This is a genomic window from Rhodospirillales bacterium, assembly GCA_023898765.1.
Classification (GTDB): domain Bacteria; phylum Pseudomonadota; class Alphaproteobacteria; order Micavibrionales; family Micavibrionaceae.
In genome coordinates this window covers 529051-544106 of sequence record CP060238.1, presented here as the reverse complement: position 1 = coordinate 544106, position 15056 = coordinate 529051, and the positions used below count along the sequence as shown (strand labels likewise).

The window sequence follows — 15056 nt, the reverse complement described above, 5'->3', positions numbered from 1 at the left end:
TGTAGCTAATACAAAACAAAATAACCTTTCAAAAAAGACTCGACTCCTAGAAAACCTTGAGTCAATCTCAACCCATCAACCGGACATTATTTCCGACCAAAAGGAAACGCCGATGAGGTGGTCCGGATTTGAGAGGATGCTTTGGTCGGCATCCTGGGTTTTGAAAGAACAGGTACGGGCCACGTGTTTGTATCTGGACGTCAGGGCTCAAGGGATAGACGGTACGTAGACGAATGGCATGCCCAAGGCCCGTGTTCGCACACGTTAAAATGTTTGCAGGGTCTGCCAAAAGCGGGACGTACACTCAACGTCATATTCCGGTAATATCGGTGCCTGAATAAAAAGATTGCAATGGGCCCGGTGCGTGGTTTAGTCAGCCACGATAAATTAAGTGCAGCTGCGGGCGCAGTTGCGAGGTATCGGAGAGGTGTTGGTGTACATCATTCTTTCTCCGGCGACCTGGATCTAGGCGATGACCCCTGCAGGGTTTACCGGTGCTTGCATCCGTAAAGATTTGCAGGAGCATGCTTCCCAAAACAGGGCCCCGGTGCTGTTTCGTTTTAAATGTGATCTTTTCAGAGAATATTTGAATGCGGAACGTTAAAGCATCGGGGTTCTTTTTTACCTTTTTTTGCCTTTCCATCGCCCTTTTTTTGTTTCAGTATGAGATGCTGGAAGTCATAAATCTTGTCTTCGTGCACCATTATTGCTAAAAAACTCTGCGTAAGCGGCGGTGACGCGGCACCATGAAAAAATTAATGGAATAAATCAAAAATGGGCTTCCAATTTCAAAAACTTTCTCTTCTGATTGCTGAAGATACAGACCCAATGCGTAAACTGTTGGTGTCCGTTCTGGAAAGCATGGATATCGGTACAATAAATACCGCGCCGAATGGCGAAAAAGCTTTCAAGGCATTTCAGGCAAGCAATCACGATATTGTTCTGACAGACTGGCAAATGGAACCGATGAACGGCATTGATCTGGCCCGTGAAATTCGAACAAATCTCCTCTCCCCCAACCGCATGGTGCCCATCGTTCTTATTACCGGCTACAGCGCTTGGCCGCGCGTAGAAGAGGCCCGAAATGCAGGTGTTACAGAATTTCTGGTGAAACCTTTCACCGCCAACGATCTGGCCCGCCGGATCGCCCATGTCATTAACAGTCCCAGAGATTTTATCGAAACGCAGGACTTTTTTGGGCCGGACCGGCGGCGGCGCAAAGATCCTAAATTCAAAGGCCCTTTTAAACGGGAGGGTGATAATATGGGGCAAGACTCTGTCGACTTAATTTTCCAATCATAAAAAAATATAAATAAAACAGGCGGATAAGAGATAAGAAAGCATGGAAAGAAAACAGGAAAAAGCAAACGTCTATAAGGCCAACCGGATGCTCCAGCAAAAAGTCGGGTCCGGGCCGCTTGACGAAAGGGCTGTCCAGCGCAGTCAAAAAGCCATCGATGAAAACGATGTCGATTTTACCCCCTTGGGCATGCGGTTTTTGGACCTGTTGGAAGCTGCCGTAAAACAGGCCGGGGACGAATCTATCGACATGAAGACACGCAAACAGGCCCTGACAAGCCCGGTGATGGAACTCAAAGCCAACGCGGCGATTTTTCACTATTCCCTGATCGGAAACCTGGCCAATATCATGCTGAGCTTTCTCGAATCAATTGAGGAACTGGACAAGGATGCCGTCTCGATCGTGGGGGCGCACCACACGACCCTTCATGCCATTGTCATGAAAAAAATGAAGGGCGACGGCGGAAAATACGGCGATATTCTTACCGGCGAACTCAAAGACGCCTGCGCGCGTTATTACGCCAAAAAGAAGAAGAAGAAATAGCCTTTTAAAAACTAAAAATACAAACGCTTTGCCATCTTGACCTGATCCAAATTCGAGATTTCGTCAAAAACCGCGTCCGGAAGTGGCGCGTCAAGAGAAACGAGGCAAACGGCCGAATCCCCCTGCGGCGTTCTTCCCAAACGGAAATCAGCAATATTCTGTTTGTGTTTTCCCAGAATGCTGCCCAAAGCGCCTATGAATCCGGGCTTGTCGTCATTCCGGACAAAAAGCATGTTCTCCGTCAACGCCGCCTCGATCGGAACTTCCTCGATTTCAACGATCCGCGGTTCTTTGCCCGTGAACAAAGTTCCGATGACACTGCGGGTGCGTTCTTCCGTTTTGACCGTCATGACAATCGCGCTGCGCCAGTTTTGCGAGACGCCGCAATGCGTATCCGAAATTTCAATGCCCCTGGCTTGCGCCGCCGCTCCCGCATTGACCATGTTAACCGTCTCAAGCTGGTATTTAAGCAAATTCGCTATCAAAATGGACGTTAACGGGCGCGTATTGTGATCGGAAACGGTTCCATGATATTCGATATGAACCGCCGTAATGGCATGGTCCGTGATCTGCCCTGCGAAACTCCCCATCTGTTCGGCCAGTTTCATGTAGGGTTTCAAACGCGGCGCATCTTCCGCTGAAATAGAAGGCGTATTTAAAGCGTTCGTTACCGCGCCCGTCGTCAGGAAATCCGCCATTTGCTCCGCCACCTGAATGGCCACATTGACCTGCGCTTCGGTTGTCGCGGCCCCCAGATGGGGCGTGCACACAACGTTTGGATGTCCGAAAAGAACATTCTCCGTTGCGGGCTCGACTTCAAAAACATCCAGCGCCGCACCTGCTACTTTGCCAGAATCAAGTGCCTCCTTTAAATCCGCCTCCACGACAATGCCGCCACGGGCGCAGTTAATGATACGGACGCCGTCCTTCATTTTGGCAATCGCTTCTTTGTTAATCAGCCCCAGCGTTTTTTCATTCTTCGGCACATGGATCGTAATAAAATCAGACCGGGCGAAAAGATCGTCAAGATCAACCTTTTCAACGCCGAGTTCTACCGCCCGCTCCTCCGTTAAAAAAGGATCAAACGCAATCACGTTCATTCGCAGCCCTACGCCACGATCCGCGACAATCCCGCCGATATTTCCGCAGCCGATAACGCCCAGCGTTTTGCTGTAAAGCTCCGTTCCCATAAATTTTTTCTTTTCCCATTTGCCTTCATGGGTTGAAGCATTGGCCTGCGGAATTTGCCGCGCCAGCGCCATCATCATGGAAATTGCATGTTCCGCTGTTGTAATGGAATTCCCGAAAGGCGTGTTCATCACAATCACGCCCTGATCCGTTGCCACCTTTACATCGATATTGTCCACCCCGATTCCGGCCCGGCCAATGACTTTGAGGTTCTTGGCCGCTTTCAGGATTTCAGGAGTCACCGTCGTCGAAGAGCGGATAGCCAGACCATCATATACGCCGATGCAGGCGGCAAGCTCTTCCGGGGACATGCCGGGTTTTATATCGACCTCGACACCTTTTTTGGTAAAGATTTCCTCGGCGAGAGGATGCATTTTATCGGAAATGAGAACTTTAGACATTTTTCAAAACTCCTAGTTTTGTCTTGTTTAGGAAAACAGGACTTCTTGATACGCCACTCTTCGGGAAAGTCAAACGGGTTTTTTACTTCCGGCCATGTTAGCCTCCGAAAATAAAAACCGCGCCGGTCCGGAAGAATTCCAAACCGATGCCCCATCCATGTATTGTCTGGTTTTTTAAAAAAACCTAGGCGGCTTTCTGGACTTCCTGGGTCTTTGCGACGTCATAGGCCCAGTCAAACCACGGCATCAACGCCGCCATATCCGAAGGATCGACCGTCGCACCGCCCCAGATACGAATGCCCGCCGGCGCGGCGCGGTAAGAAGCCACATCGTAAGCAGCCCCCTCTTCCTCCAGAAGTTTCACCATTTTTTTGATAAAGGGCAGGCGCTCTTCTTCCGGCAGGGAGGTAAACCACGGATCCGCCACTTTCAGACAGATAGACGTGTAGGAATTTGTTGCCGGATCATCGGCGAGGAAGTCAATCCAGTCCGTTTTGGCAACCCAGTCTTCAACGACCTTGAAATTGGCCGCGCTGCGCGCAATTGTTTCTTTCACGCCGCCAATGCTTTCGACCCATTTCAGCGCATCAATACAATCTTCCGCCGCTATCATGGAAGGCGTGTTGAGCGTTTCCCCCTGAAAAGCGCCCTCAATCAATTTACCCCCTTTGGTCAGGCGGAAAATTTTCGGCAAGGGCCGGTCCGGCGTGAATGTTTCCAGCCGCTCTACCGCGCGCGGAGACAAAACCAGCATGCCGTGCGCCGCTTCCCCGCCCAGCACTTTTTGCCAGCTCCACGTCACCACATCCAGTTTTTCCCACGGCAGATCATAGGCAAAAACGGCCGACGTCGCGTCACAGATAGTCAGTCCCTGACGATCCGACTTGATCCAGTCCGCATTCGGCACGCGAACGCCGGACGTCGTGCCATTCCAGGTAAACACGACATCGCGGTCGGTATCCACTTCGCCCAGATCGGGAAGCTGGCCGTAACCGGCTTTAAAAACACGCACATCCTCAAGCTTAAGCTGCTCATTCACATCCTTGATCCAGTCCAGCCCGAAGCTTTCCCAGCCCAGTATGTCTACACCGCGCGCCCCCAGCAAATTCCACATCGCCATTTCCACGGCGCCGGTATCGGAGGCAGGCACAATCGCGCAGCGGTAACCCTCCGGCAAGCCCAAAAGATCCGCATGGCGGTCAATCACTTCCTTTAATTTGGCCTTCCCGCCGCCTGCACGGTGCGAACGCCCCAGCCATGCCCCTTCCAATGCAGCCGGCGACCACCCCGGACGTTTTGCGCAGGGGCCGCAGGAGAATTTAGGATTCTTCGGTTTTGTTGCTGGTTTTTCCATGATTTTTTTGCCTTTAAAAAAGATTCAATCCTTTGGAAGGAGTAGAAAATTCTGCTAGAACTGTCCAGTATTTTGTTGGAGGGCACATGACCAAACTGAGCGTCAATTTGAACAAAGTCGCCCTGCTGCGCAACCAGAGGGATATCGGCTACCCTTGCGTGGTCGAAACCGCCCGGATTGTTCTGGACGCCGGCGCACACGGGATTACCGTCCACCCGCGTCCCGACGAACGCCACATAAGAAAAAGCGATGTGACGGACTTATCGAATTTTCTTGAAGACCGGCCGGATAAAACAGCCGAATTTAATATTGAAGGCTACCCGAGCGACGATTTTCTTGCGCTGGTTTGCCGCACGCCCTGCCATCAGGTGACGCTCGTTCCGGATGCTCCGGACCAAAACACCTCCGATCATGGCTGGAACATCGCTGAAAACGAGATCCTGCTTAAAACCGTTATTGGCAAACTTAAAAATGCGGGGCGGCGCGTCTCCCTGTTTGTTGATCCCGACCCCGATATCCCGGCTAAAGCCGCGAATGTCGGGGCAGACCGGATAGAGCTTTATACCGGCCCGTACGCCTTGAACGACATCCCGCTGGAAACATATGTACGTACGGCAGAATCGGCGCTGGAAAACGGGTTGGAGATCAATGCCGGACATGATTTGAACCTCGATAATCTGGGACGCTTTCTTGACTCCATCCCTGAAACCGCGGAAGTCTCCATCGGCCACGCAATTACTGCCGATGCGTTGATTTACGGTTGGAACGGCGCCATCGCAGCCTATTTAAGCGCCATAAATTACGGCCTCAAAAAAACCGCAACCGAAAAGAAAGCCTCATAAATGCCCTTCATCCTGACCCTTGTTTCTTCAGACAAACCGCTCTGCGCGGGGCATCTGGCCGGCATGGAACGTTTCGCCGAATCGCAGGGTATTGACCTGTCAAAAGCCCCTCTCTGGCTTGCCCCCCATAAAGCGGCAGAAATCGGTCTTTCAACCTGTTTAAACCCCGGGCAAATGGCGCAGCTTCGCGATGCCCTTCACGCAGATAAAATAGATGTATTTTGCAGCCCCGCCAAAAACCGGCGAAAAAAACTCCTTCTGGCGGATATGGACTCCACCATCGTTGACTCCGAAACGCTGGATGAACTGGCCGGCCATATCGGAATTAAAGACAAGGTTGCCGCCATCACCGCCCGCGCCATGAATGGCGAGATTGAGTATCAGGCAAGTTTGAAAGAACGTGTCGCCCTTTTAAAGAACCTCCCCGAAGAGGCTTTAAAACAAACGCTGGAGGCCACCAGAATATCTTCCGGTGCAAAAACCGTGGTAAAAACCATGCGCAAGCACGGGGCTTTATGTGTTCTTGTCTCCAGCGGTTTTACCTTTTTTACGGCGTCTATCGCCGGCCAATGCGGTTTTTCACAACATCACGGCAATGTCTTGGAAATAAAAAACGGTAAATTAACGGGGAAAGTGCATGAGCCGATTCTCGATAAAAACGCAAAGCTAAGCTATCTCCACCACTACAAACGCAATCTGGATCTCGGAAAGGAAGACACCCTTGCCATTGGAGACGGAGCCAACGACCTTCCCATGCTGGAAGCCGCCGGCCTGGGCGTAGGCTACCACCCCAAACCCGTTCTGCAGGCGGCCTTGCAGAACTGTATCATTCACGGAAATCTGGCAGCGCTGCTATACGTACAGGGGTACAGGGAAGAAGAAATTTCGGCCTGATTCTTTTAACTTTGAAACCTTTGGTCTTTATTAACCAATTTCGGTACAATGTAAGGAATGAGCAAGAAGAAATCATATAATTTTATTGTGCCGCAGGACGAGCTGGACGAGCTTCTCCACCGCTACTGCCGGAATTACACAAAACTTGCTGCGGAAGGCCGGTTCGACCGGATCGTCGGGCGGGATGAGGAGATCGACAATGTCATGCTCATCCTGCTGCAGCGGAACCGGAAAAACGCCTGTATGCTCGCCCCCGCAGGGGTTGGTAAGACGGCACTGGTCGCGGGGCTTGCACAGGCTATCGTTGCTGAGCGCGTACCCGAATACCTTAAAAACGCGCAAGTGATAGAACTCGACATGCCGGCCATGGCCGCCGGAACCTCCAACCCCGGAGAATTCCAGGCGCGCTTTATTCCCATTTGCAAGGGTCTGGCAGAGCGCTACCACCACCCCGAATATCCGCGCTATATCATGTTTATTGACGAAATTCACACCATCATGCCCACGGTAACCGGCTCCGCCTACGCCGGCTTGTCGGAGGTGATGAAACCCTACATGACCGTGGGGGATTTGCACATTCTGGGCGCCACGACATCCGAGGAATACCGTCTTTATGTTCAGGTGGATATGGCGCTGGACAGGCGGTTCCAAAAAGTACATCTGAGAATGCCGAATGCGGAGGAAACGCTCCAGATTCTCAAAGGTGTGCGCCCAAGCTATGAGCGACACCACCAGCTTAAAATTCCGGATGAATGTCTCGAAGAAGTCGTCAAAATGACCGAAGAACATATGCGGAAACGAACCCAGCCGGATAAATCCATCATTACAATGGACGCGGCCTGCGGCTGGCAAAATATGTTCCGGGGCGAAGACCGTACCCTTTCGATGGATGCCATTCACATGATGGTTGCCAAGGAAACGGGGCTGCACCCCGGCGCGCTGTCCGAAAACGCAACGATTTCAAGAGGCATGGTTTTCGATCCGACCAAAAGCGCGAAAGTTACTATCGGCGCCAAAGACTTTCAGGATGTGGAAGGAAACAAGAAACGCCGCGAAGAAGGCGAACAGAAAGCGGAAGAGGAAGCGGCGGAAGAGAAAAAAGAATCCGGTTTCCACGGCCCCGGCAGTTCTATCCTGAAAGACGACGCCGAGAAAAAAGAAAAGCCGCCGCCCAGATAATTTGCTCCTGAAAGCGTCAGTCCATTTATTGCTTTAAATTTGAAATCAGGCGGCCAGGCTTGAATTTTTGGTGATAGGCCCTTCTGCGCGGCCATGAATAAATTGTTCCACATAAGGGTTGCCGGAATGGTCCAGATCCCCGACGGGGCCGTGCCAGACAATTCTACCGTCAAAAATCATGGCAACATGATCGGCGATTTTCCGGGCCGAAGCCATGTCGTGCGTGATGGACAGGGCGGTCGCGCCGAGTTCCTTCACATTTTCGACAATGAGGTTGTTAATGACGTCCGCCATGATGGGGTCGAGTCCGGTGGTCGGCTCATCGAAGAAAATAACCTCCGGCGCAGTGGCGATAGCGCGGGCCAGCCCGACGCGTTTTTGCATGCCGCCGGAAAGCTCCGCCGGATACAAATCGCCCGATTCCGGGGCAAGGCCCACTTGCCGCAATTTCTGAATGGCAATCTCATGGGCGTCCCGGCGGTTCATTTTCTGCACCTGTATCAGGCCAAAAGCGACATTTTCCCAGACCTTTAGAGAATCGAACAGCGCCCCGCCCTGAAACAGCATACCGAATTTACGCATCATTTTGTTGCGATCCCTGGCTTTTGAGCCAATCGTCTCCCGGCCGTCAATAAGGATAGAGCCTTCATCCGGGGACAGGAGGCCCAGAATACATTTGAGCATAACGGATTTCCCCGAGCCGGAGCCGCCGATAATGACCAGAGATTTTTCCGGCTCCACCGCCAGATCCACGCCGCGTAAAACCTCTTTGGTTCCAAAGGATTTTTTGACGTGTCCCAACTGGATTTTGGGAGTTACTCCTGCAGGGGCGGGCTTCATGAGAAAAACACCTGTGTCATAATATAGTTCACAATCAAGATAAGGATGGAGGCGGAGACAACCGCATGCGTTGTGGCATTGCCGACCCCTTGTGCGCCGCGCCCGGAGCTGAATCCGTGATAACAGCCCATTAAGGACACGATCAGGCCGAACACGCCGGCTTTCCAGAGGCCGGAAACCACATCAATGCGTTCCAGAATATCCCATGTCTGGGTCAGGTAATTTCCCGGTGAAAAGCCCAGATTATAAATACTGACGATATAGCCGCCGAACACACCGATGATGTCCCCGACCAGAACCAGAAGCGGCAGCATCAGAGTTCCTGCGATGACGCGCGGGGCGATCAGATATTTAAACGGGTTGACGGAAAGCGTCCGGAGCGCGTCAATTTGTTCTGTCACGCGCATGGTGCCTATTTCGGCGGCGATGGCCGCACCAACCCGTCCGGCGACCATCAAACCGGCCAGAACAGGGGCCAGTTCGCGGGTGACGGATAAAACCACGACACCCGCCACGGCCCCTTCGGCGTTAAAACGTGTAAATCCGGTATAGCTTTGCAGGGCCAGCACCATCCCGGTGAACAAGGTCGTCATGCCGACAACAGGCAGGGAATAATAACCGATATCAATGAGTTGCCGCCCGATCAGCCTTGGATACCACGGCGGCGCAACGCAGTGGGAGAGGGATTTTCCAATGAAAATGGATAACATTCCCACACTTTGCAAAAAAGACAGGATGCTCCCGCCCACGGCTTCACAGATGTCGAGAAGGTAATTGACAACGGTTTTGGTTTTTTCGAGGCCTTTTAGCGTTGTTTCGGAAGTCATAAGCGCCTGATTTCATTTTTAAAAGAAAATGTCTACCGTGTTTTTTCTTCTCTGAAAAGCCCCAATGAGAAGAACTCCCCGTTTTTAGCTGTGTGTAAGCTTTTCAAGATTTATCTATAACGGGTTAAAAAAGATCAGGAATTGGAGTAGGATGCCATCCATGCATTCCCATTCTCATTTTCTGGCCCCCGGACAAGCCGTTCAGCCCGGTTATGCTCTGCTGGCGTCCTTTTGGGCACTTGGAACCGTTCTGGTCCTCATTACGATCAAGGCATATGCTTACTGGCAGTCAGGCTCGGCGTCTGTTTTGGCCACTTTGATGGATTCTTTCATGGATGGCGGCGTTTCTCTGGCGATGCTCCTTGCAATCCGGCTGTCCCTGAAGCCGGCGGATAAGGACCATCGGCACGGTCACGGAAAGGCCGAAGCCCTGGCGGCGTTGTTCCAGTCCGCTTTTCTGGCGGGCGGAGGGTGTTTTCTGGCTTTTGAATCCCTCAACCGTTTTTTTGAACCGCGGGTGTTAGAGCACCATATGATCGGGATCGGTGTTTCGGCGGCGGCGATTCTTCTGACCCTGATTTTGGTAGGCGTTCAGAAATTTTGTCTTAAAAAAGCGCCTTCTTTGGCGATAGAAGCGGACCACGCGCATTACAGAACCGATATTTTTCTCAATAGCAGTGTCATGCTGGCGCTTTTTGCGGATTATCAGGGCTGGGCTTCCTGGATCGATCCGGTAACGGCGCTCCTTGTAGCAGGCTCTTTCGGGGCAGCGTCTTTTAAAATCGGGAAAAGCGCGACGGATATGCTGATGGACAAAGAATTGCCGGACGCCGTGCGGGAACGGATCAGGGAAATTGCCAAAAGACACGACGATGTGCTGGGACTCCATGACCTGCGCACCCGCCGCTCCGGGATGGTGCTGTATCTGAGCATGGATATCGAGATCGATCCGGAATTTACCCTGAAAGAGGCACATGCCGTGGCTTTGGCACTGGAGCGTGATATTATGGCGGATTATCCTCACGCCGAAATTATGATCCACATGGACCCTTACGGTATTCCACACAAGGAAAGCCGCCATAATGTAAAGGGAGTGCATCATTGATGCCCGTTCTTCTGGCCGATATTGGCGGGACGCATATCCGTTTTGCACTGAGAGGAGCCGAAGGGCCGCAAAACATCAAAAAATACAGGCTGGATAATTTCCCGGATCTGAAGGCAGCAGTACAGCATTACATGACGGAAGAAGCCATGCCCCCCCTGTCTTCCATGGCGATTGCCGGCACGTCCTGGCTGGAAAACGGCAAAATCCGGTATCGGCGGGACAGGACGAAAGCGCCTCTGGACATAGATCCGGAAGGGCTGGCCTCTCATTTGGGCCTGCAAGACCTGTCTTTTCTGAATGATCTGGAGGCGGCCTGTTACGGCCTTTCATGCCTTGCGCCCGGCCAGACCGAAATCCTCCGGCAGGGAGAAGGCTCGCCGCCCAATCGTGATCTTTGCCTTCTCAGTGTGGGCACAGGGGCCGGGCACAGCTTTTATTTAAACGACACCCAGACCGTGCGGAAAAGTTTCGGCGGTTTTGTACCCTTGAATGTTCAGACGGACGATCAAAGACAGGTGCGGGATTATATCCTGAAAACCCACCCGCAAGACCGCGATCTGGCAATGGAGGATGTTGTATCCGCACGCGGTCTGCGCTGGATTTACGAGGCTTTTAGCGGCCTTTCCGTTGCCGGTCTGGAGGATGCGGCTTTTTCTCTCCTGCTTCAAAAACCGAACGAGGCGGCACGGCAGTCCGTCAGGGTGTTTTGCGAATTTCTGGGACTTCATGCCCAGATTTTGCTCGGGGTTTCTTTCGTTTATGGCGGACTGTACCTTACTGGCGGCGTGATTGATAACCTCATGGCGCATGATTTATTTAACAGGGGGGCCTTTGAAGATTTCCTGATCGCTGATACAGTTATGGTTGTGAAAAAAACGCAGGCGTCCGTTCCCGTTTTTTATTGTCTCGAACAAAATATGCCCCTTGTCGGGCTGAACAGATTTTCTCAAGCATGACTTCTAAAGCCTATCTTACCATTGACGATTCCCCTTCTACGCGAACGGATGATCTGGTCTGTTTTTTGAAGCAGAAAAAGGTTCCGGCGCTGTTTTTTTGCCGCGGCGAGTTTCTGGAGCAAAATCTGGTGATGGCGGTACGGATTATCCAGGGCGGCTTTCATTTGGCCAATCATGCCTTTTCACATCGGCGGGCGTCCGATTTGTCAACGGAAGAGATGATTGACGAAATCGAAAAAACGGAAGCGCTCATCGACCGGGCTTATGATCTTGCGTATGAAAAACGTCCTGCACAACGGTACTTCCGTTTTCCGCATATGGACCGGGGCTGCGGCGGCTGGATTGTCGATTATGACGGATTTCAGGGAAACGATTTGAAGGACGTCAAAACCTGCCTGACCGAAGGGCTGAATGTGATTAGCATGCAGCGCCCGAACTCGGAATTTGAAGCCAAAAAAAGGCACATTCAGAAATATTTAAAAGAAGCCGGATACACGGTGCCTTTTTCAGGCGTCACCCATAGCTGGTACAATAACCCTGAAATTCAAGAGGCGCGGGACTGCCTTTTTACCTTTTCCACCTGCGACTGGATGGTCACGCAGCGGCATCTGGGCAAGTGGCGCTATAAATCGCCGGATGACTTGAAACAGAAAATCGATCTGGACCGCTGGCTGAACAAGGAAAACAGTGTCAATATTGTTTTGGCGCACGATCAGGCGGAAATCGTTGATGTTACGATCGGCCTGGTCGATCATATGCTGGAAAAAGGAATTCAGTTTTTGGAAATTTCCGGAGGTTCAAATTAAATAAACATGTCTGGTATTCTGGTTTCTATTATTGCGGATTACGGGGCCTTGCACGATCTGGCTTTTGCGGAAGTGACGCAGAAGCTCTTTTATGAACTGGACGGTCTGGACTTTACGATAAAGGATTATTCCGTCCCGGCATTCGATACGGTAGCAACGGGCTTTGCGCTGGCCCAGACGGCGATGAATTCGAGGCTGGGCGGACGGCATAAATTCTATGTGAATACCGCCCCGCGCAAGGACAATCTGGCCCCGCGCGTCAAAAATGCCGGCGAAGGGCTGGCCTATGTGAAATTATATAATGGCGTGGAAATTGTCGCGGTGAACAGCGGCTATTCCCTGTCTTTTTTAAAAGAGGGCGCAGAGGAAATGCGCGAGATTAACTGCGCAAAAGAAGGGTCGCAGTTTCGCTCCCGCGATATTTTCCCGCCAGCTTTCGGTAAAATCGCCAAGGGCAATAAGAGCGAACTGGGCGCAGATATCCGTATGGCGGTTCCCGATTATCCCAAAGACGTTGTTTGCTACACGGACGGGTACGGCAATATCAAAACTTCCGTGAACCCTGAAAAGCTCGAAGAATTTAAAGGACAGGATGTAACCCTTGAAATAGGCGGCCGGCAGCAGCTTGTCCGCGCGGCGGAAGGGATTTTCGGCGTGGCGGACGGCCAGTTTTGTTTTGCCGGGGGGTCTTCGGGCTGGAACCTGCCGGGTGGCACGCGTCTGCGCTTTGCCGAAATCGTCAAGCGCGGCGGCAGCGCGGCGGAAACCTTCGGACTTCCCGCCGGCGGTATGGCCTTGAGCTGGCGAAAGCTGAACCCGTAAGTTTCTTGACTCTTCCGGTATAATTTTCAATAACGAAAGAGTAGCTTGAAAGGAGAAACCGATGACAAATGAGGGTAAGTCCTTGGCGCGTCAGGCGTTGGAGCAAGAAATTGCGAGGGTAACTGCGAGGGTAATTGACGAAATCGGAGCTGGGCTTGAAGAGATTCGAAAAGAGATTCGAAGTTGTCGTGAGGAATTGAGTGGAATAGGTCGTCATTCAGGTTTATCAGAGACCTTTGACTGTGCCCGCCGCTCTCCTGCCTTTTATAATCGTAATAACTGGCCTTCACCTGGGCGAGAAGATGTTGCTTCTTCCGAAACTTGGCTTGATAGGTTGGATGATTGCTTGGACGGGCCTCATCATCGCCCACCTGAGGAGAGAGTCTATCGCCCCGGGCGCATTCGGAAACAGCTAACGGGTGCGGGCTTGCGGACCTTTGGCCGAAAGATTGAATAGACTTTGCCAAATCTATATTGATTTTGAAACGGATCACTGTTAATGGATAACGCGTCTGCCGCTGCGCGGGTGTAGTTCAATGGTAGAACGTCAGCCTTCCAAGCTGAATATGCCGGTTCGATCCCGGTCACCCGCTCCAACCTCCTTTCGTGTCAGTCCCCGATCTCAATTTTTTGCAGGCGTTTTTGTGACCACAAATGGAATGTTGTTCCCGTCAGAAGGTTTACGGCAGCCATGGCGATAAACAATCCCTGCGGGCCGCCTATGTCATAACCGAGACACAGAGCCGGGATCATCAAAAGCAGCATTTTTACAACGATCATCGTGAAGGAATATCTGGGTTTTCCCATAGCGTTGAACGCGCTGCACCAGCTATTGACCAGATTGCTGAAGGCGTAGGAAAAAGGCACGATCCAGAAAAAGAGGGTCATATAGGCAATAACGTGCGGGTCGCTTGAAAAAAGACCTGCGATCGGCTTTGCGAGGACTCCCAAAATCACGGCGACACAAGCGGACCAGAGAACGTTGAATCCGATGGCAAGCTTCAAGGTTTCCTTTGTGCGGGCAAAGTTTTTTGCGCCGAAATTCTGGCTGATAATAGGACCCATCCCGATAGACAGGGCCATCAGAATGATAAAGGCAAAAGCCTCAATCCGGCTGGCAATGCCGAAAGCGGCAACCGCCGCGCTGCCAGAGGCGGACAAGATCCCGATAATAAAGGCATTCACCAAGGGATAAATAGTGTTGGTAATTCCGACGGGAAGAGCAATAGAGATAATCCGTTTGAAGGAGTTTTTGAATGTTTCCAGTTCCGGATAACGGGGGGAAAGGAGCAGTTTTTTCCGCCCGTATAAAACATACAAGGCAATAAAAGCGCCTAAAATTTCGCCGCAAATTGTTGCGATGGCAGCGCCCTGAAGCTCCAATCTCGGGAACCCGAAGAGGCCGAAGATCAAAATGGGGTCAAGAACGAGGTTGGTGAGAGCGACGCTGCCCATGATAAGGGCGGGCGTTTTTGTGTCTCCGCCTGCACGGATAGCCGCGTTTCCGATAATCCACGTGGCAACAAAAACAGGTCCCAGAAACCAGACCCGCATATATTTAAGAATTTTTGCGAGCATGTCTTCGTCGGCGCCCATCGCTGTAAAAATGGATTCCATGTGAAGATAGCCAAGGAGAGTTAAAAGGCTGCCCGCCAGAAAGCCTATCAGGAGGCCGTGTGTCACCACCCGCTTGACGGCATGTGGATTTCCTTCCCCGATCAGGCGCGCGGCAACGGAAGACATGGAAATGCCAAAGCCCAGAATAAAGCTGAAAATGATATAGCTCAGGGGAAAAGTGAAAGTGAGGGCGGCGAGTTTTTCCGTGCCCAGCCGTGCGACAAAAAACGTGTCGACCAGTTGAAAACTGATGAGCGCCATAATGCCCCAGATCATAGGAACGGACAGCCGGACCAGATGGGAACGGATCGACCCTTGGGTTAAATCTCCTTTACCGGCGGCGGAGGGAGCGGAATTTGTCATACAAAAATCGTCATTGTCT

General features: G+C 51.8%; 14 protein-coding genes and 1 tRNA gene. 10 read left to right on the top strand and 5 right to left on the bottom strand.

The window, feature by feature from the left end; translation table 11 throughout:
• Window positions 1-774: 774 nt before the first annotated feature.
• Together H6853_02715 and H6853_02710 are read left to right on the top strand one after the other, a co-directional pair.
• Window positions 775-1302, top strand: coding sequence for a response regulator (locus H6853_02715; protein ID USO04202.1), 528 nt, complete (start codon window positions 775-777; stop codon window positions 1300-1302).
• 40 nt (window positions 1303-1342) lie between these two features.
• Window positions 1343-1843 (top strand): hypothetical protein, encoded by a 501-nt coding sequence (locus tag H6853_02710; protein ID USO04201.1) that lies wholly within the window; start codon window positions 1343-1345, stop codon window positions 1841-1843.
• Between the two features lie 11 nt (window positions 1844-1854).
• Here the strand turns inward: H6853_02710 and H6853_02705 are convergent, their stop codons facing one another.
• Together H6853_02705 and H6853_02700 are read right to left on the bottom strand one after the other, a co-directional pair.
• On the bottom strand, window positions 1855-3432 hold the full coding sequence (locus tag H6853_02705) for a phosphoglycerate dehydrogenase (protein ID USO04200.1): 1578 nt from the start codon (window positions 3430-3432) through the stop codon (window positions 1855-1857).
• 184 nt (window positions 3433-3616) lie between these two features.
• Window positions 3617-4786: a phosphoserine transaminase gene (locus tag H6853_02700; protein ID USO04199.1), complete on the bottom strand. Its 1170-nt coding sequence runs from the start codon at window positions 4784-4786 to the stop codon at window positions 3617-3619.
• 86 nt (window positions 4787-4872) lie between these two features.
• Here H6853_02700 and H6853_02695 point away from each other — a divergent pair, with 86 nt between their 5' ends.
• The 3 genes from H6853_02695 to H6853_02685 are packed head-to-tail and all read left to right on the top strand — an operon-like array spanning window position 4873 to window position 7701.
• The gene (locus H6853_02695; protein ID USO04198.1) at window positions 4873-5628 is read left to right on the top strand and encodes a pyridoxine 5'-phosphate synthase; all 756 of its coding nucleotides are present in this window, start codon (window positions 4873-4875) and stop codon (window positions 5626-5628) included.
• Window positions 5629-6522, top strand: coding sequence for a phosphoserine phosphatase SerB (gene serB / locus H6853_02690; protein ID USO04197.1), 894 nt, complete (start codon window positions 5629-5631; stop codon window positions 6520-6522).
• A 57-nt stretch (window positions 6523-6579) separates the two neighbouring features.
• Window positions 6580-7701, top strand: a complete 1122-nt coding sequence (locus H6853_02685) for an ATP-dependent Clp protease ATP-binding subunit (protein USO04196.1) — start codon at window positions 6580-6582, stop codon at window positions 7699-7701.
• Between the two features lie 45 nt (window positions 7702-7746).
• Here H6853_02685 and H6853_02680 read toward each other — a convergent pair whose 3' ends face one another.
• Both H6853_02680 and H6853_02675 read right to left on the bottom strand, forming a co-directional pair.
• Window positions 7747-8541 carry an ATP-binding cassette domain-containing protein gene (locus H6853_02680; GenBank protein ID USO04195.1) on the bottom strand — a complete coding sequence of 265 codons (795 nt, stop codon included), beginning with the start codon at window positions 8539-8541 and terminating at the stop codon, window positions 7747-7749.
• On the bottom strand, window positions 8538-9368 hold the full coding sequence (locus H6853_02675) for an ABC transporter permease (GenBank protein ID USO04194.1): 831 nt from the start codon (window positions 9366-9368) through the stop codon (window positions 8538-8540). The genes H6853_02680 and H6853_02675 overlap by 4 nt, the downstream gene beginning before the upstream one ends.
• A 160-nt stretch (window positions 9369-9528) precedes the next feature.
• Between H6853_02675 and H6853_02670 the strand changes: the two genes are divergently transcribed.
• The 5 genes from H6853_02670 (at window position 9529) to H6853_02650 (ending at window position 13653) form a co-directional block, all read left to right on the top strand.
• On the top strand, window positions 9529-10473 hold the full coding sequence (locus tag H6853_02670) for a cation diffusion facilitator family transporter (GenBank protein USO04193.1): 945 nt from the start codon (window positions 9529-9531) through the stop codon (window positions 10471-10473).
• Entirely contained in the window at window positions 10473-11429 is a 957-nt protein-coding gene (locus H6853_02665) for a glucokinase (GenBank protein ID USO04192.1), read from the top strand. The genes H6853_02670 and H6853_02665 overlap by 1 nt, the downstream gene beginning before the upstream one ends.
• Entirely contained in the window at window positions 11426-12235 is an 810-nt protein-coding gene (locus H6853_02660) for a polysaccharide deacetylase family protein (protein USO04191.1), read from the top strand. The genes H6853_02665 and H6853_02660 overlap by 4 nt, the downstream gene beginning before the upstream one ends.
• A 6-nt stretch (window positions 12236-12241) precedes the next feature.
• Complete coding sequence (locus H6853_02655; GenBank protein ID USO04190.1) at window positions 12242-13057, top strand: SAM-dependent chlorinase/fluorinase; 816 nt, start codon at window positions 12242-12244, stop codon at window positions 13055-13057.
• 522 nt (window positions 13058-13579) lie between these two features.
• A tRNA-Gly gene (locus H6853_02650) sits at window positions 13580-13653 on the top strand.
• A 13-nt stretch (window positions 13654-13666) separates the two neighbouring features.
• Here H6853_02650 and H6853_02645 read toward each other — a convergent pair.
• Window positions 13667-15037 (bottom strand): MATE family efflux transporter, encoded by a 1371-nt coding sequence (locus H6853_02645; GenBank protein USO04189.1) that lies wholly within the window; start codon window positions 15035-15037, stop codon window positions 13667-13669.
• Between the last annotated feature and the right edge of the window lie 19 nt (window positions 15038-15056).